This is a genomic window from Mycobacterium sp. DHQP2018-32-09 (assembly GCF_058148405.1).
In genome coordinates, this window is the sequence record NZ_JBYVYK010000020.1 from 49,303 (window position 1) to 65,599 (window position 16,297).

Below are 16,297 nucleotides of genomic sequence, written 5' to 3' on the forward strand. Positions count from 1 at the left end.
TGTCCATGGGGATGTCCATGGGGATGTTGGTGGTCATGGGAGAGCGCGGCCGCGCCCCCGGATGTCGGGGACGCGGCCGACGTCGGCGGATCAGCTCAGCTTGTCCTTGATGTTCTCGCCGACCTTCTTGACGCCCGAGACGCCCTGGTCCTTCTGGCCCTCGGCCTTGAGGTCGTCGTTGCCGGTGATGTCACCGACGGTCTCCTTGACCTTGCCCAGCGCGTCCTCGGCGGCGTTCTTGGCCTTGTCGACGATGCCCATGATGTGATTCCTTTCTCCTGTTTTCGATTTCCTTGCGATCCGGGTGCCGGACGGCACCCGACGGCTAACGCGGGCCGGACTGCCCACGGTGGTCGCGGACGACGTGCACGCCGAGACGTGCCGCCCGGACGGCCGGGTGACGCTTGACCGACGCCTTGGCGATGCGCCACGCCAGCCAACCCACGCCCAGGGCGGCGACCGCACCGGCTACGCAGAACACGGGAGTCCTGCCCGAGCGCGCCCCCGAATGGGCGGCGCCGCCCGGCGTCGGCTCGCCCTTGGAGTAGGCCCGCCGCACGGCGGTCGTGACACGCTCGTCCTCGTTGCCGAGAACGTCTGAGACCTCGCTCATCGAGTTACCTCCTCGCCGGGCCCCGCGCCGCGGAACCGATGCCGTTGCCAATGGAGACGGGACCAGCGGCGGAAACCGAACATCGGTTTGCCGTGATCTACGCCACGGGTCCTGTACCCAGGAGGGTGGGTTTCCACCGCCCGGCCCGACGGCCGGCGGCACACGTCAGCTGCGCGGCACTCCGCACGCCGAGTAGACGAACCGGGGCGGGACGTCGACGGTGAACTGCCGCTGCGGCACGCGCGCCAGCACGTCCTCGGACAACGGTGACTTGAAGTGCAGCGAGAGGCCGCCCGAGAACGTCGGATCCACCTCGGAGATGTCCGGGACGTCCAGTGTCAACCCGGAGGCGTCGAGGGTGCCCGTCACCATCGAGCCGGCCGGATCGGACCAGCGGTGGTCGACCGCGCGAACCGCCTTCTTCGGCGCCGACGACAGGGTGGCGAGCACCCGGGCGTCGGTGATGACCAGCGCCCCGACGTAGCTGCGCAGGTTGCCCTTGGCGGTCTTGCCGGGCACCCGACCGGAGAACCGGAAGGTCACCGGGACGGACTCGGCGAGGTGGACGATGCCCTCGGACGCCAGGCCGGCGCGCATGTCGTCGGGCAACTGCCCGATGCCGATCAGCTTGCGCAGGATCACTGCCATGGCTGCACGGTAGCGCTCCGGCTCGCAGCATGTTCGGATTCGTTCGTCACCGCCGACGGAGCTTTGCTCGCTACCGTGGTCGGATGGGACGAGGCAAGACCTGGCCGCTGGTCGCCGCGATGTGTGTCGCCGCGGTGGTCTACGTGGCGGCGTGGCTGGGCTGGGCGGCATCGTGGTCGTGGGTCACCGACGTCGACGACTCCACGCTGGCGGCCGCGCATCACGTCGGCGTCGACAGCGGCGTGTGGATCGGTTCGTGGGACGCGCTGTGCACGGTGTTCTCGCCGTTCGTCCTGCGCGTCGTCGCCCTGGGCGTGGCCGTCTACGCGTTCGTCCGCAGACGGCACCGCATCGGGTGGTTCCTGATCGTCGTCGCGGTGCTGTCCGGGCTGCTCACCGAGGGCGCCAAGCAGTTGGCCGATCGGCCGCGGCCGGGTACGGCCATGGTGTCGGCGTCGTCGTCGTCGTTTCCGTCGGGGCATGCGTTGGGGGCCATGTCCTGCGTGCTGGCGTTGACGGCGGTGCTGCTGCCATACGCGGCGGCGCGCTGGCGGCCGTGGTGGCTGGCGCTGGGCATCGCGGTGATCGTGCTCGTCGGAGTGGGGCGGGTGGCGCTCAACGTGCACCACGCGTCCGACGTGGTCGCGGGATGGGCGCTGGGCTTCGTGTGGTTCGCCGGGTGGCTGCTGGTCCTGCGGCCGGATGCCTTCGAGCGGCAGGTCAGCGAATCGGTCCGAATACCGGAAGGCCGCGGTAGTGCACGCTGAAGCTGGCCTCCTCGAGCATCATCTCCACCTCGCCGTCGTGCGCCAGCGGCGTCGGTCCGTCCAGTGACCGGAAGCTGAACTGCGGTACGCGCAGTTCGTGATAGAGCGGGCTGCGCACCAGCCGGCCGAGGATCAGCGAGGTGAGGATCCGCAGCCGGGCCAAGGGTTTTCCGGTCTCCAGGATGCGGACGTCGATCAACCCGTCGTCCAGCCTGCCGCGACGCGACGGGGCGAATCCCGACGGCAGGTACACCGAGTTGCCGAGGAAGAACAGCGAGGTCTGCAGTTCCCGATTGTCGTAGCAGATGCGCACCGGCGCGTCGCGACGCAGCGTGTGGAACAGCGCGTACGCGCCGGCGAGCGGCTTGCCGATCCGTTTCTCGAGCTTCTCCCGCGTGCGGACGAAGGCGGGATAGGCGCCGATGCTCGCGGTGTTGATCACGGTTCCGGTCTCGTTGAGGCGCACGACGTCCACGCACGCCACGGTGCCTTCGCGGATCGCCGCCACGGTGCGCGCGACGGTGTCGCAGCCGATGTCCTTGGCGAAGTGGTTGAACGTCCCCGCCGGGAACACGGCGAGCGGCACACCGGCTGCCACGGCCACCCCGGCCGCGGCCGACACGGTGCCGTCGCCACCTCCGACGGCGAGCACCTGGGCGCGGCTCGCGGCGTCCCGCATGATCTCCACCGGGTCGGCGTCGCCGTCGAGTTCCACGATTTCCATGGCGGGCAACGCTTCTCGCACCTCGTCGATGACGCGGGCGCCGGTGCCGCTGCCCGAGGCCGGGTTGATCACCAGGACGACGCCCTCGCCGTCGGGCCGCTTGGGGGTGTCGACGTAGAGCGGTTGCGAGGTGGCCGTACGGACCTCGACGACGGGCGGCACGATGCGGCCACCCACCACGGCGATCGCGGCGCCGATGCCGAAGCCCGCGAGCACGTCGCCGGGGTAGTGCGCGCCCGTCGCGACGCGCGACAGCCCGACCAGGCCCGCCAGCAGCGACAGGCCCAACCCGGTGGACGGGCTCTCCAGGCCGACGCCGACGGCGAACGCCGCCGCGCTCGCCGAATGCCCCGACGGCAGCGAGTTGGACGTGGGCATGCGACGCGACCGCCGCACCAGCGGCACGTTCGCGAAGTTCGGGCGGGGCCGCACCCACACCCGCTTGGCGACCTGGTTGGTGAGCAGGCTGGTGAACGCCAGCGTGATCACGCCGCGGGCAGCGCCGCGTCGGATGGCGGGCGTGCCGACCGTGCCGAGGCCGGCGGCGATGGCGAACCACAGCTTCGAATGGTCGGCGGCCCTGGTCAGCCGGGGCATGGCGGTGTCCAGCAGCGGACTCGGCGACCCTGCGACGGCCTCGAAGATCTCGCGATCCAAGGTGCCGAGCCCCTGGCCGATCTGTCGTAGGCCCCGACGACTGCGCCACGGTGTCATGCCGACCAACCCTACGGGCTGCGCTCTTGGTTACCGGATCGTGTCCGCTCCTTGATTGACCCGGCCCGGGTCCGCTACCGACGATGGAGGGCGTGCGCCGACTCCTCACCACGCTGGGCGTCGCGCTGCTGACCCTGCTGTGCGCCCCGGCCGCGCACGCCGAACTGCGACCGTGGTTCGAGGGCCGGGTGGGTCCCGCGACTCAGGTGATTTCCGTTGTGGGCGTTGGCGACACCGACGCCAAGATGGACGTCTACGAGCGCACCTCCGCCGGTTGGCAGGCCGTGGGCGCCGGCATTCCCGCCAAGATCGGGGCACGCGGGATGTCGGCCGATCACTTCGAGGGCTCGATGAAGACGCCGATGGGCGTCTACGGCCTCGACTACGCCTTCGGTACGCAACCCAATCCCGGGGGCGCCCTGCCCTACGTCCAGGTGGGGCCCGATCACTGGTGGGACGGCGACGTCGACAGCCCGACCTACAACACCATGCAGGTCTGCGAGCGGTCGCAGTGCCCGTTCCGCACGTCCGGCGCCACCGAGAACCTGGACATCGCCCCGTACGCGCACGCGATCGTCATGGGGGTGAACAAGGAGCGCACGCCCGGGGCGGGCAGCGCGTTCTTCGTGCACGGTTCCGACGGCAGCCCGACGGCGGGGTGCATCGCCATCGACGACGCCATGGTGGTGAAGCTCATCCAATGGCTGCGTCCCGGCGCCGTGATCGCCGTCGCCGAGTAGGGCCGGGTAGGTCAGCCGTGGGTGGCCAGGGCCGTGCCGGGGTGCACGGTGAAGTTCGTGATCGACGCGGTCGACATGGTGACCTCGTAGGTGCGCTGGTAGCCGGTGGCGCTGATGCGCCAGCCGTCGGGCGTCCGCCGGTAGCGGTCGGTGTAGAACGCCGCGCCGTAGAGCATGAAGTCGAAGTCCGGTGCGATCACCCGGTCCTGCAGGTACCAGATCCCCGTGGCCTCGTCGCCGTCGACCGTGATCTCCGGATGCGTGACGCGGTGCTCGGTGAGGATGCTCGCGGGCATCGAGGTGCGCATGAACTCCACCAGCGTGTCGCGGTCGGTGAAGTGGTGTTCCTCGCCCAGCGAGCTGCCGTAGTCACCGACGATGTCCTCGGTGAGGGTGTCGGCGAAGTCGTCCCAATGCTTGGTGTCGAGTGCGCGCAGGTACCGGTACTTGACTTGCTGGATCTCGTCGATGTCACCCATGGCGGTCATTGCAGCACAACGGCCGCACCCGCGATGGGGGTTCGACGCCAATTGACCAGCGGGTCAACGGTCCAGATGTCGACCACCGACGCAAATGCGCGATGTGAGAACGCTGTTGGTCGCATGACGATCGGGTGGGGGCGGTGTGTCCGCACCGGGGCCGGCCGCGCATCCGCGTTATGGTGGGGTCCGTTATGAGCGACCCCTTGGGGTTGTCGATCGGGACCACGAACATGGTTGCGGCTCGCGTCGGCAACCCGCCCGTCACCCGACCATCCGTGCTCACCGTGTCCGGACGCGAACTCGGGGGCTTCGTCGAACGCGTCGGAGATCCGGTCCCGCTGGTGGCGGCCGACGGCACGGCCCACCGTGCCGACGATCTCCTGGTCGCCCTGCTGGAGGAGCTCGTCGAGGGGGCCGAGGAGACCGCCGAGCAGATCGCGATCGCCGTCCCCGCCCACTGGAACGGTGCGACGTTGCGGTCACTGCGCAATGCCGTGCGGGCCAGTACGGGTCTGGGCGGAACGTCGACTCGGCTGGTCTCGGATGCGGTCACCGCGCTGACCGCGTTGCACGCCGGTCCCGGATTGCCGACGCACGGGGTGACGGTGCTGGTGGATCTCGGTGGTGGCGGAACCACGATCACGCTCGCCGATGCCGCGGCGGCGTTCGAACCCATCGAGACGCGCCGCGTCCCGGACTTCGCCGGAGCCCAGATCGACCAGGCGCTGGTGACCCACGTTCTCGACCACGTCGGCGCGGCAGGCGGCGTGGACCCCGCGGGGACCGTCGCGGTGGGCTCGTTGACGCTGCTGCGCGACGAGTGTCGCCGCGCCAAGGAGACGCTGTCGACCCACGATTCGGCCGACGTCACCGTCGAGTTGCCGGGTCATCGTTCGGTGGTGACGGTGACCCGCGAGCATCTCGACCCCCTACTGGCCGTACCGCTGGACGCGGTACTGTCCGAGCTGGACGATCTGCTGCGGCGCAATCACGTTGCCGCTGACGATGTTTCGTCGATCGCTGCCGTCGGCGGCGGTGCCGGCATCCCGTTGGTCGCCCGGCGTCTCGCCGAGCACGGCTCGGCACCCGTGCTCGTCAGCGCCGCACCGGCGTTGGACGCGGCGCTCGGCGCTGCCGTATTCGCCGCCCACGCAGCCGATTCCGACGCCGCGACGGGCATGGCTCAGGTACCCGCGATCACCGAGGTGATCAGCGACGCCGAACCGGGATCGGCGACGTTTCGCGCGCTTGCGTGGTCCCAGGACGAGGCCGGTGACGACGGCGTGCTGCCCTTCGCGGGCGAGTACGGCGGTTCCCCGTACGGCGGTTCCTACGATGTCAGTTCCTTCGATGACGCCTACGACGCCAGCACCACGCGTGCGGTGGCCGAGTACGTGCCGCCCGCCGAACCCGTGGCCCGAGGCGGCGCATGGCAACGCCTGCCGCTCGTGGTGTTCGGCGTGTCGGCGGCGGTGGCGCTGGTGGCCGTCGGGGGCGTCGCGATCGCCTTGACGAGTTCGTCCGAGGACACCCGTCCCACGTCTCCTCCTGCCGCGCCGGCGCCCGTCACCTCGACGCTGCCGTCCACGCAGCCCGCGGCCCCGCCGCCGACCACGGCGCCTCCGCCTCAGCCCGCCACGCAGGCACCCCCGCAGACCGTGACCGTCACCAGCGAGGCTCCGCCGCCGACCGTCACGGTGGAACGGCCCGCGCCGGTGACCACCACGACCACGACCGTCGCTCCGACCACGACCCCGACCACGACCCCGACCACCCCGACCACGACCCCGACCACCACGCCGCCGGCCGAGACGACCACGACCACCACGACCCCCGAGGGTCCGGTGATGACGACGAGTTACCTCACGGTGCCGTTCGTGCCGGTACCCATCCCCATCCAGGTGCCGTCGACGTCGAGCGCGCCACCGGTGTATCAGCAGCCGCCGTACTATCAGCAGCCTCCGGTGTATCAGCAGCCGCCGTACTACCAACAGCCTCCGGTGTATCAGCAGCCGCCGCAATTCCCTTACTAGCAACCTCACAGCTCGGTGGCAGCGCTTCCGGCGGGATTGACCTCACCATTGGTCACCATGAAGAGCGAAGAGACCCAGCCGGACCGCGGCAACGCTCGGCTACTCGCCGTAATGGGTGCGTGCGCCGTCGCCGGACTGGCAGTACTGGGAATTCACTACGGCGCGAACACGTCTGACGGTCCCAGCGTGCTCGCGGGTTCGGGCCATGGCGCCACGAACGAGCAGTACGTGCAGCCCGTCGTCGGCGCGGCCAACTTGGGGGCCACCGCGACGTGGACCACGCCGCTGCCGACGCCAGAGGTGGAAAAGGCGACCCCCGCGATCAAGGCGCACTGACGTGCGACGGCTCGCCATCGGCGTGCTCGCCGCCGCCGCCCTGACCGCGGGTCTGGGTCAAGGGATCGCCTACGCCTCGACCCCGGACGTGACCGGCCAGAAGTACTCCGACGCGAAGACCGCCATCAGTCAGGCGGGCCTGACGCCGGTGGTCGTCACCACCGTCGGAGACCGCAAGGACTGGAGCAACTGCCTGGTCTCCAACGTGCAACAGCGCACCGAGGCGGCGCCGGAGAACAGCTCGGGATCCTCGACCAAGGAGGCTCTGGTGTCGCTGAACTGCGACGCGGCGCCGGCATCGGCGACCACTCCGGGTTACTCGGCGGCGAGCCCCGAGGCCAAGGCCATCGTGGCCGCGGCACAGGCAGCCAAGGCCAAGCAGGAGGGCTCCTCCTAGTCACGTCCTCCTAGGACCGCCGTGTCCCCGGGGTCAGTCGTCCTCCCAGCGGGGGTGGTGGCAGGCCGCGACGTGAGCGGTCGCCAGCTCCCGCAGCCGGGGGTCGTCGCCGCGGCAGACGTCGGTGGCCCAGGGGCACCGGGTGTGGAAGTGGCAGCCGGGCGGCGGGTCGATGGGGCTGGGCACGTCACCCTCGAGCACCAGCCGCTCCCGCTGGGCGTTCAGCCGCGGATCCGGGATGGGTACCGCCGACAGCAGCGCCTTCGAATAGGGGTGCAGGGGATGTTCGTACAGCGCCCCCGCACTCGACATCTCGACGATGCGGCCGAGGTACATCACCGCCACCCGGTCCGACACGTGCCGCACGACCCCCAGATCGTGCGCGACGAACAGGTAGGCCAGACCGAACTCGGCCTGAAGGTCCTTGAGCAGGTTGATGATCTGCGCCTGCACCGAGACGTCGAGCGCCGACACCGGCTCGTCGGCGATGATGAGCTTGGGACGCAGCCCGAGCGCACGGGCGATGCCGATGCGCTGCCGCTGACCTCCGGAGAACTCGTGTGGATAGCGCTCGGCGTGCTCGGGCTGCAGGCCCACCCGATCCAGGAGGTCCCGGACCCGGGCGGTGACGTCGCGTCCCGAGGCGATGCCGTGCAACTCCATGGGTTCGCCGATGATCTGGCCGACGCGCTTGCGCGGGTTCAGCGAGGCATAGGGATCCTGGAAGATCATCTGCATCTGCCGACGCATGGGGCGCATGCCGCGACGAGACAGGCCCACCAGCTCCTGGCCTTCGAAGCGCACCGAACCCGAGGTCGGCGGCGTGAGTTGCATGATGGTCCGGCTCAGCGTCGACTTGCCACAGCCGGATTCACCGACCAGGCCCACGGTCTCGCCGGCCCCGATGGTCAGGCTGACGCCGTCGACTGCCTTGACGCGACCCGACTCCCGATCCACCACGACGCCCGACTTGATGGGGAAGTGCTTCACCAGATCGGTCACCTCGAGCAACGCATCGCTCATGACGGCACCGCCTTTCGCAGTCCGATGCGCCCGTCGACGGTGCGCAACCGGCGTTTGTCCTCCGGCGTGAGCCAGCACCGATCGCCGTCGAGTGGGGGTGGTTCGCTGCACCGGTCGAACTCGTGGGGGCAGCGTGGGGCGAACCGGCAGCCCGTGGGCGGATTGAGCAACGACGGTGGTGCACCGGCGATCTGGGCGAGCCGAGCGGGGCGGTCGTCGTCGAGTCGCGCGATGGATCCCAGCAGACCCCACGTGTAGGGATGCTGCGGATCGTAGAACGCCCCCTCCAGCGTGGTGTCCTCCACGATCTGACCGGCGTACATCACCACCACCCGATCGGCGATCTCGGCCACGACGCCCAGATCGTGGGTGATCAGGATGACCGCGAGCCCCCGTTCGGCGTTGAGCCGGGCCAGCAGCCGCAGGATCTGCGCCTGCACCGTCACGTCGAGCGCGGTGGTGGGCTCGTCGGCGATCAGGACGTCGGGTTCCAGCGCCAGGGCCATCGCGATCATCACGCGTTGGCGCATGCCGCCGGAGAACTCGTGGGGGTAGTGCCGTGCGCGTCGCTCCGGATTGGGAATGCCGACGGCGGTCAGCAATTCGACCGCGCGCTGCCGCGCCTGGGCCTTGGACACGTCCTGGTGCGCCCGGATCATCTCCACGATCTGATCGCCCACCCGGTACACCGGATTCAGCGACGTCATCGGATCCTGGAAGATCATCGCGATCCGCCGCCCCCGGATCTCCCGTAGGCCGGCGTCGTCGAGCGTGGTGAGGTCGTGTCCGTCGAAGCGGACCGCACCGGTGATCGTCGCGTTCGGCGCCCTCGTCAGTCCGAGCACGGTCTGCGCGGTGACGCTCTTTCCGGAACCGGATTCCCCGACCACGGCCAGGATCTCGCCGGCGGCCAGGTCGAACGACACCCCGTCGACGGCATGCACGATGCCGCCGTCGGTGGCGAACGAGACCCGCAGGTCCTCGACGGACAGGATCCCCCGGTGAGCGGCGTCCGAACGGACTCCCTGGTGGTCTTCCACCGACCGGCTCATGCGTGTGCCCCTTCGCCCAGGCGGATGCGCGGATCCAACACCGCATAGAGGATGTCGACGATCGTGTTGAAGAGCACGATGAAGAACGCGCCGAACATGGTGACGCCCATCAGCGGTGGCAGGTCCAGGCTGCCGATGGCGCGGCCCGCGTAGAGTCCCACGCCGTTGATGTTGAAGACGGTCTCGGTGAGGATCGCCCCGCCGCCGACCACTGCCCCGAAGTCCAGGCCGAACAGCGTGACGATCGGAATCATCGAGTTGCGCAACACGTGTCGGATGCGCACCTGCCGCTCGGGGATGCCCTTGGCGCGCGCCGTGCGGACGTAATCCTCGTTCATCACGTCGAGCATGTTGGAACGCAGCACTCGACTGTAGAACCCGACGTAGAGCACCGCGAGGGTCAACCACGGCAGGATGAGGTGGGTGAACCACTTCAGCGGGTCGACGGTCAGCGGCACGTAACTGCTGGTGGGAAACAGTTCGACCTTGAACGTGAAGAAGTACAGCAGGATGGCGGCCAGCCAGAACACCGGCATCGAGATGCCCACCAGCGACAGGATGGTCAGCGCCCGGTCGGTGAACCGGCCGGCGTGGATGGCGCTGAAGTAGCCGAAGACCACGGCCAGCACCATCCACAGCACCGCCGCACCCACGGTGAGCGACAGCGTCGCGGGCAGGCCGCGCCAGATCTGCTCGGTGACGTTCTGCGAACTCGCATAGGACGTCAGCTGCCCGGTGAAGATCTTGCGCATCAGCGTCAGATACTGGATGGGCAGCGGCTGATCCAGCCCGAGATCCGCACTGACCCTGGCGATCAGCTCCGGATTGGCGTTCTTGCCCGCAATGCGGATCGCGGGGTTCGAGTTCGGGATCACGTTGAAGATCAGGAACACGATCACCGATATCGCGAACAGCACTGCGATCATCCCGGTCACTCGCCGGGCGACGAAACGAACCATGTCAGTGCTCCAACCGGATCTTGGCCCGGGGGTCCAGGGCATCGCGAAGACCGTCGCCGAATACGTTCAGCGACAACACCGTCAGCACGATCATCAAGCCGGGGACGATGGTCAGGTGCGGTGCCGTGTAGATCGTCTGATACCCGTCGGCGATCATCGTGCCCCACGACGCGCTCGGTGGCCGCACGCCGGCGCCGAGGAAGCTCAACGCCGATTCCAGCAGCATGTCGTTGGCGATGTTCAGCGTGAAGAACACGATGATCGTGGAGACGACGTTGGGCAGCAGTTCGGTGACCATGATGCGCACCGGACCCTTGCCCTGGGCGACGGCAGCCTCGACGAACTCCTTCTCGCGCAGGGCCAGTACCTCGCCACGGATCGGTCGGGCCATGTAGGGCACGTACACCAAACCGATGATGAGGATCGGGATCCACAGGGAGTCACCGGCGATGACGACGAACCCCACGTCGAGCCCGCCGACGGCCAGGGCGGTGCCGAGCGCGATGCCGAGCAACAGCACGGGAAATGCCCAGACCACGTCCATCGCTCGCGACAGGATGGCGTCGATCCACCCGCGGTAGAAACCGCAGAGCAAGCCGACGACCACCGCGATCACCGTGGTGATCGCCGCGGACGCCACGCCGATGAAGATGGACGTCCGTCCGCCGTAGAGCAGCCGCACCATGACGTCGCGACCGTTCTGGTCGGCGCCCAGCAGGTACTGGCCGCGCAGGCCCGGCCCGATCGGGGTGCCGTCGGGCGACACGATGTCGACGGCCTGGCCGTCGACGTCGATGGTGTCGGTGATGTGGTTGGCGTCCGGCGTGGTGTGCGCGACGTGGTCGGCCCACAGCGGCGCGGCCAGGCACAGCAGCACGATCAGGATGAACAACACCCCGAACGCCAGGCTGACCTTGTTGCGTCGCAGGCGAATCCAGGCGAGATACCAGGGGCTGCGCCCCTGGATCTCGGCCGCGGGAACTCCGGTGGGGCGCGGCGGTTCGTCCGCTACCTCCACCTCGGTGAAAGGGGCTGCCATTACTTGAGCTTGAAGGAGCTGAAGTCCTGGTTGAACAGCAGATGACGATAGCTCTCGTCGAAGTCCATCCGTTCCGACAGGAACGTCGTGAACTCCTCGTTGCCGTACGGGGCCCACACCGCTTGCTCCATGTAGGCGCGATCCAGCGCGGCGTAGGCCTCCTTCACGCCGGGATCGTCGAGCTGCTTGGTGCGCAGCTCGTTCATCTTGGCGTCGAGGTCACCCAGGGCGGCGCGGGAGAAGTTGTTGCCGTTGGTGGGCAGGATGCTCGCCCCGTTGAGCAGCGGACGGAAGAAGTCGTCCGGGTGCGGGAAGTCCTGGAACCAGTCCGCGAAGCCGGTGTCGAGGTCGGGCGTGGACTGGTTGCCGATGGTGGCCCAGTAGACGTCGCCGGAGATGACCTTGAGCGTGGCGTTGAAGCCGAGCTGGGTCAGCACGTCGTGGTAGTACTCGCCGATCCGCTTGCGATCGGGCTCGTCGTCGGTCCACACGGTGATGTCACGATCGGCCGGGTTGGCTTGGGCGATGAGAGCTTTCGCCTTCTCCATGTCGGGGCCGGGGTAGAGCTTGAACTCCTCGTAGCCGGGCATGCCGGGCGGCAGGATCTGCTGCGACGGGTGCAGCCGGCCACCGAACACCCGGTTGAGGGCCTCGGGGTCGATGGCGTAGTTCACGGCCTGACGCACCCGCACGTCGTTGAACGGCGCGGTCTGGGTGTTCATCCAGAAGTAGTACGTGTTGATCGAGTCCTCCATGCGGAAGCGATCGCCGTACCGTGACTTGACCTCTGCGAGCCGGTCGGCGTCGGGCGGATCGGACATGTAGTCCACCCGGTTCTGCTCGATGTCGGTCACCTGCGCGGTATTGCTCTTGTTCTGGGTGATGGTGATCTTGTCGACTTGCGCGTCGGCCACCTCGTCGGCGCCGGCGTCCTTGACCGAGGAGAAGTTGGGGTTGCGCTCCAGCGTCATGGTCTGCGGGGCTTGGACATTGGTGATCATGAACGGTCCGCTGGCCGGTGGCGGATTGTTGGTGGCGTCCTTGTCCAACGGCGTGCTCGGGGGCACGGGTGCGGCGAACGGCAGGCCCAGCACGTTGTCGAACGTGCCGTTGGGTGCGGTGAGCGTAATGGTTATGTCACCGGTGTCATCATTGGTGACGATGCCGCTGATCTCGTTGGCGGTGCCGGCAGCGTATTCCTTTGCGCCGACGATGGGTTCGAAGAACACCGAGCCGCCGGAATTCGCCTTGAACAGCCGCTTGATGGCGTAGGTGAAGTCGGAGGCCTTGATGGGCGTGCCGTCGGAATAGCGCATGTTGGAGCGCAGCTTGAGCTTGTAGGTCAGCCCGTCGGGTGAGATCTCGGGCATGTCCTGGGCGAGCGCGGCGACCACCTCGGTGCCGTCCTGGCCCTTGGCGTGACGGTACGTCAGCAGCGGCGTGTAGACGTTGTAGAGCGTCTCCCAGCCCTCGACGGTGTAGGAGAGCTGCGGGTCCACATAGTCGGGGAACGACGTCATCGTCACCGAGATGTCGCCGCCGCCGCTCCCTCCCGCCCCACTCGAATCGTTACCACCACCGCACGCGCCGATGGCGGCGGCCACGGTCGTGGCGCACGCGATCGTCGCGAGCTTGCGAAGCGTCCTCATTGGGTCTCCTTTGGATGCCGTTGGCTGTCGGCAGATGTCCTAAAGCTGTACGCCCTTCAACGGCGCCGCATCGTATCTTTTCCGAAAATTCACGGTTGGCAAGTCCAACTTTCCGATTCGGTGGGGCGCCACCCGGAAATGTCGGTCCTACAGCGAATGTTTGACGGCTGCGAAAATTTGGTGTGCGAGCCGGGGTGGAACGGAGTTGCCCAACTGCGCCTGCACGCTCGCCCGGGTACCGACGAACTCGAAGTCGTCGGGGAACGTGAACAGGCGTTTGACCTCTGCGGCGCGCAACCGCCGGTTGCTCCAGTGAAAGGGGCCGACGTTGGGTCCCGGTTGAGCCTGGATGGTGGGCGAGGGCTTGTCGGGATCGAGTTTGAGCAAAAACGACCAGTACCGGCTGCGCCACTCGAACTTCGGCTCCGGATGACCGCGTTCGGCGGTGTAGTGGAGGTAGTTGCCGCCCGGTGGGATGTCGGCCAGCAGGGGCGCGTACTGTCCGCGGAGCACTTCCTCGGGTTCGGGATCGCACACCAGACCGGCCAGCGCTTGGCCCGCCGTGACGAACGGACGGTCGCCGTTGCCGGTGGAGCGGCGTTCCCACCTGCCACCGTGCGTGGGTTCTGGCAGCCGCGGGGTGGGCCTGCCCTTGGGGGCGCCGACGATGAAGAGCCGTGGACGGGCTTGTGGTACACCGAAGTTCGCGGCGTGGAGCACGTCCATCCGGTAGGCGTAACCGGCCTCGTCGATCTCGCGTAGCAGCCGCTGCAGGGCGGGCCTGCTGGCGCGGTTGTCGTAGGTGAGCGCATAGACGTTCTCCAGGACGAACGCCCGCGGCCGGGCCTCGCGCAGCACCCGGGTGTACTCCTGGAGCAGCGACGCGTCCGGGTCCAGGCCCGACCGCTTCCACTCCAACCAGAAGCCGCTCTTGGAGAACGGGGTGCAGGGCGGCCCGCCGAGCAGCAGATCGGGACGCTGGCCCTTGCGCAGACCTGCGGCGCGCAGGATCTCCGCGGTGCTGGTCTCGAGGATGTCGCGTTGGATCACCGGTGACGCGAGCTTGGGGAAGTTCTTCTCCATGGTGAGCGCCGCATCCCGGTTGCGCTCCACGGCGGCGCGCACGTCGAAGCCGGCGGTCTCGGCCCCGAGGTCCAGTCCGCCCGCTCCGGAGAACAACGAGATCGCCGTTCCCTTGCTGCTCGCCATGGCCAAGAGCATCGCATGACCCACCGACGAATCCGGGTACGCGGGCGGCGGCGGGCTACTTGTCGAGTTCCTTGGCCAGTAGCAGTTCGACGGCCCGGGCCGTCTTGAACGGGAACTTGCGCCAATATGCGTAGAAGTCGGCCTCGGTGTCGAACTCTCCGCGCCCCGCGCGGAGGTCGGCGATCTTGTCCACCGCCCCGATGTACTCCCGCGTGGTCGACGATCGGTGTCTGCTGGCGATCCGCCAGGGCTGCTGCACGATCAACTCGAGGTCGGCGACCCGGCCGGGTCGAGTCTCGTCCAGGGTGTAGATGCCCAGGACGTCGAGGTGTGAGGCGTAGTCGGCGAAGGGGCGCATGACTCCCGGGAACAGGATCTTGGGGTGCCGGAAGTAGGTGTTGCCGGTGTAGAGCGTGATACGGCTCTGGGTGCGCCCCAGCGGGTTTCCCCGTGCCCCCACGGCCCGCCGGGCGACCTTGATGTCGACGGCGTGGAATCCGCCGCCGAACGCGTCGCCGCCGAACTCGACGTCGGGGTAGCCACGCTCGGTGCCGCGTGCCGCGGTGGCTCCCGCCAGGTCCTCGGCCCGGTCCACCAGGAAGCTGACGATGCCGACCTCGAGCACGTTGGCCAGTGCCGCGGGCTCCTTCGGCAGGGGCAGGATGTGGCCGCCTGCGAGGAGTTGTGCCTCGAGATCGGCGGCATCGGTGGCCACCAGCGGCCAGTCGTGGTCGCCGCGACTGCGGAACACCCCGCCCAGGCCCCAGCCGTAATCGGCGCACTGCTCTCGCAGCCATTCCTCGACCGGCACCACGGATAGGCAGCTTGCCAGACGATCCGACCGCCTCCCGCGTGGCGCTGCGAGCAGGCCATTGACAGCGCTGCAAATTCGATAGCCAGGTATTACACAATGTGAACAAAATGCTGGTGAGCACCTATAAATACCGTCAGTATGGTATTGCTAATCTTGCGACGATCCGTGTGGCCGCCGGTCCGGACGTTGCTCCGGGGGGAAGGGGTGTGCCAATGCCGTTCACGGACGTGGCCGCGGGGCCAAGGATCGAGGACTTCACGCGAATCTCGTGTTGGGACCCGATCGCCGAATGCTCGATGACCATGGCGACGCCGCGTTCGGAGCCCGCGTTGTTCGCCGAGTATCACCGCGGGGCCATGGCGAGCTACGCCCGCTTCGGCGTCGCCGAGGCCGTCGATCCGGATCCCGAGCGCTGCGCGGCCGACACCGCACTGTTCTGGACGCTGGCCGACGTCGACGGCCGCATGGTGGGCGGTGTGCGGGCCAAGGGTCCGTTGCGCGCCCCGGAGGAGTCCCACGCCCTGGTCGAGTGGGCCGGCCAGCCCGCCGCGGCGGACGTCCGCGCGGCCATCGCGGAGCGCATTCCCGACGGTGTCATCGAGATGAAGACGGCGTGGCTGACCCGGGAACCGGATGGGCAGCGGCACCGCGCGAAGATGATCGCCCGCAGCGGGTTTCACGCCATGGCGCTGTTCGACTTCGGTTATTGCATGGCCACCTCCGCCGCGCACATCCTGGAGCAGTGGCGCTCGTCGGGGGGAGTCGTCGCCGCCATTCCGGCGACGCCCTACCCCGACGCGCGGTACGAGACCAAGATGATGTGGTGGGATCGCCGCACGTTCACCGTCCACGGGGAACCCGAGCAGGTCGCAGCGATCTTCTGCGAGATGGCCCGTGTGCGTCGCGGCGCGGGCACGGCCACCCGCTGGCTCGTGCCTCGGGTGCACACCGCGGCCCGGGTACGGCCACCGATGCTCGCAAACGCCTGACCGCGCCGCGTTGACCAGCGCAAACCATTGCACCGCGGCATGACTCGGGTTATGATCACGATTCCGTAACGATGGATAACGGTCAGATCTCGGAATTTGCCGAGAATCC

The 16,297-nt window shown here is 68.3% G+C and carries 18 protein-coding genes; 6 read left to right on the forward strand and 12 right to left on the reverse strand.

Translation table 11 applies throughout. The annotated features are described in order from the left end of the window. Nucleotides 1-90: 90 nt before the first annotated feature. The 3 genes from AC30CM_RS12030 to AC30CM_RS12040 form a co-directional block, all read right to left on the reverse strand. Nucleotides 91-261, reverse strand: coding sequence for a CsbD family protein (locus tag AC30CM_RS12030; RefSeq protein ID WP_490117099.1), 171 nt, complete (start codon nt 259-261; stop codon nt 91-93). A gap of 64 nt (nt 262-325) precedes the next feature. Then, nucleotides 326-613, reverse strand: coding sequence for a hypothetical protein (locus tag AC30CM_RS12035; RefSeq protein WP_490117100.1), 288 nt, complete (start codon nt 611-613; stop codon nt 326-328). Between the two features lie 165 nt (nt 614-778). Continuing rightward, nucleotides 779-1,261, reverse strand: a complete 483-nt coding sequence (locus tag AC30CM_RS12040; RefSeq protein ID WP_490117101.1) for a hypothetical protein — start codon at nt 1,259-1,261, stop codon at nt 779-781. Between the two features lie 83 nt (nt 1,262-1,344). On the opposite strand from AC30CM_RS12040, the gene AC30CM_RS12045 reads away from it, so the two are divergent. After that, nucleotides 1,345-2,028 carry a phosphatase PAP2 family protein gene (locus tag AC30CM_RS12045; protein ID WP_490117102.1) on the forward strand — a complete coding sequence of 228 codons (684 nt, stop codon included), beginning with the start codon at nt 1,345-1,347 and terminating at the stop codon, nt 2,026-2,028. Here the strand turns inward: AC30CM_RS12045 and AC30CM_RS12050 are convergent. Beyond that, nucleotides 1,982-3,466: a bifunctional phosphatase PAP2/diacylglycerol kinase family protein gene (locus AC30CM_RS12050; RefSeq protein WP_490117103.1), complete on the reverse strand. Its 1,485-nt coding sequence runs from the start codon at nt 3,464-3,466 to the stop codon at nt 1,982-1,984. The two genes, AC30CM_RS12045 and AC30CM_RS12050, sit on opposite strands and share 47 nt — an antisense overlap. Before the next feature lie 92 nt (nt 3,467-3,558). Here AC30CM_RS12050 and AC30CM_RS12055 point away from each other — a divergent pair, with 92 nt between their 5' ends. Beyond that, a complete protein-coding gene (locus AC30CM_RS12055; RefSeq protein WP_490117104.1) occupies nt 3,559-4,206 on the forward strand; it encodes a L,D-transpeptidase family protein in 648 nt (215 codons plus the stop codon). Between the two features lie 11 nt (nt 4,207-4,217). Here AC30CM_RS12055 and AC30CM_RS12060 read toward each other — a convergent pair whose 3' ends face one another. Continuing rightward, nucleotides 4,218-4,685: a nuclear transport factor 2 family protein gene (locus AC30CM_RS12060; protein ID WP_490117105.1), complete on the reverse strand. Its 468-nt coding sequence runs from the start codon at nt 4,683-4,685 to the stop codon at nt 4,218-4,220. Between the two features lie 194 nt (nt 4,686-4,879). On the opposite strand from AC30CM_RS12060, the gene AC30CM_RS12065 reads away from it, so the two are divergent. The 3 genes from AC30CM_RS12065 to AC30CM_RS12075 are packed head-to-tail and all read left to right on the forward strand — an operon-like array spanning nt 4,880 to nt 7,454. Next, entirely contained in the window at nt 4,880-6,721 is a 1,842-nt protein-coding gene (locus tag AC30CM_RS12065; protein WP_490117106.1) for an Hsp70 family protein, read from the forward strand. Nucleotides 6,722-6,778: 57 nt separating this feature from the next. Continuing rightward, the gene (locus tag AC30CM_RS12070; RefSeq protein ID WP_490117107.1) at nt 6,779-7,057 is read left to right on the forward strand and encodes a hypothetical protein; all 279 of its coding nucleotides are present in this window, start codon (nt 6,779-6,781) and stop codon (nt 7,055-7,057) included. A 1-nt stretch (nt 7,058) separates the two neighbouring features. Next, entirely contained in the window at nt 7,059-7,454 is a 396-nt protein-coding gene (locus tag AC30CM_RS12075) for a PASTA domain-containing protein (RefSeq protein ID WP_490117108.1), read from the forward strand. A 33-nt stretch (nt 7,455-7,487) separates the two neighbouring features. On the opposite strand, the gene AC30CM_RS12080 is transcribed toward AC30CM_RS12075, so the two are convergent. The 7 genes from AC30CM_RS12080 to AC30CM_RS12110 form a co-directional block, all read right to left on the reverse strand. Beyond that, nucleotides 7,488-8,477 carry an ABC transporter ATP-binding protein gene (locus AC30CM_RS12080; protein WP_490117109.1) on the reverse strand — a complete coding sequence of 330 codons (990 nt, stop codon included), beginning with the start codon at nt 8,475-8,477 and terminating at the stop codon, nt 7,488-7,490. Next, a complete protein-coding gene (locus AC30CM_RS12085; protein WP_490117110.1) occupies nt 8,474-9,529 on the reverse strand; it encodes an ABC transporter ATP-binding protein in 1,056 nt (351 codons plus the stop codon). Before AC30CM_RS12085 ends, AC30CM_RS12080 begins: the two co-directional genes overlap by 4 nt. After that, nucleotides 9,526-10,488 (reverse strand): ABC transporter permease, encoded by a 963-nt coding sequence (locus tag AC30CM_RS12090; RefSeq protein ID WP_490117111.1) that lies wholly within the window; start codon nt 10,486-10,488, stop codon nt 9,526-9,528. Before AC30CM_RS12090 ends, AC30CM_RS12085 begins: the two co-directional genes overlap by 4 nt. Nucleotide 10,489: 1 nt before the next feature. Next, a complete protein-coding gene (locus AC30CM_RS12095; protein ID WP_490117112.1) occupies nt 10,490-11,527 on the reverse strand; it encodes an ABC transporter permease in 1,038 nt (345 codons plus the stop codon). Then, nucleotides 11,527-13,176 (reverse strand): ABC transporter substrate-binding protein, encoded by a 1,650-nt coding sequence (locus tag AC30CM_RS12100; RefSeq protein WP_490117113.1) that lies wholly within the window; start codon nt 13,174-13,176, stop codon nt 11,527-11,529. The genes AC30CM_RS12095 and AC30CM_RS12100 overlap by 1 nt, the downstream gene beginning before the upstream one ends. A 147-nt stretch (nt 13,177-13,323) precedes the next feature. Further along, nucleotides 13,324-14,385, reverse strand: coding sequence for a DNA cytosine methyltransferase (locus AC30CM_RS12105; RefSeq protein ID WP_490117114.1), 1,062 nt, complete (start codon nt 14,383-14,385; stop codon nt 13,324-13,326). Nucleotides 14,386-14,440: 55 nt separating this feature from the next. Beyond that, nucleotides 14,441-15,199 (reverse strand): type II restriction endonuclease, encoded by a 759-nt coding sequence (locus tag AC30CM_RS12110; RefSeq protein ID WP_490117115.1) that lies wholly within the window; start codon nt 15,197-15,199, stop codon nt 14,441-14,443. A gap of 212 nt (nt 15,200-15,411) precedes the next feature. On the opposite strand from AC30CM_RS12110, the gene AC30CM_RS12115 reads away from it, so the two are divergent. Continuing rightward, entirely contained in the window at nt 15,412-16,188 is a 777-nt protein-coding gene (locus AC30CM_RS12115) for a hypothetical protein (RefSeq protein ID WP_490117116.1), read from the forward strand. The last annotated feature ends 109 nt before the right edge of the window (nt 16,189-16,297 follow it).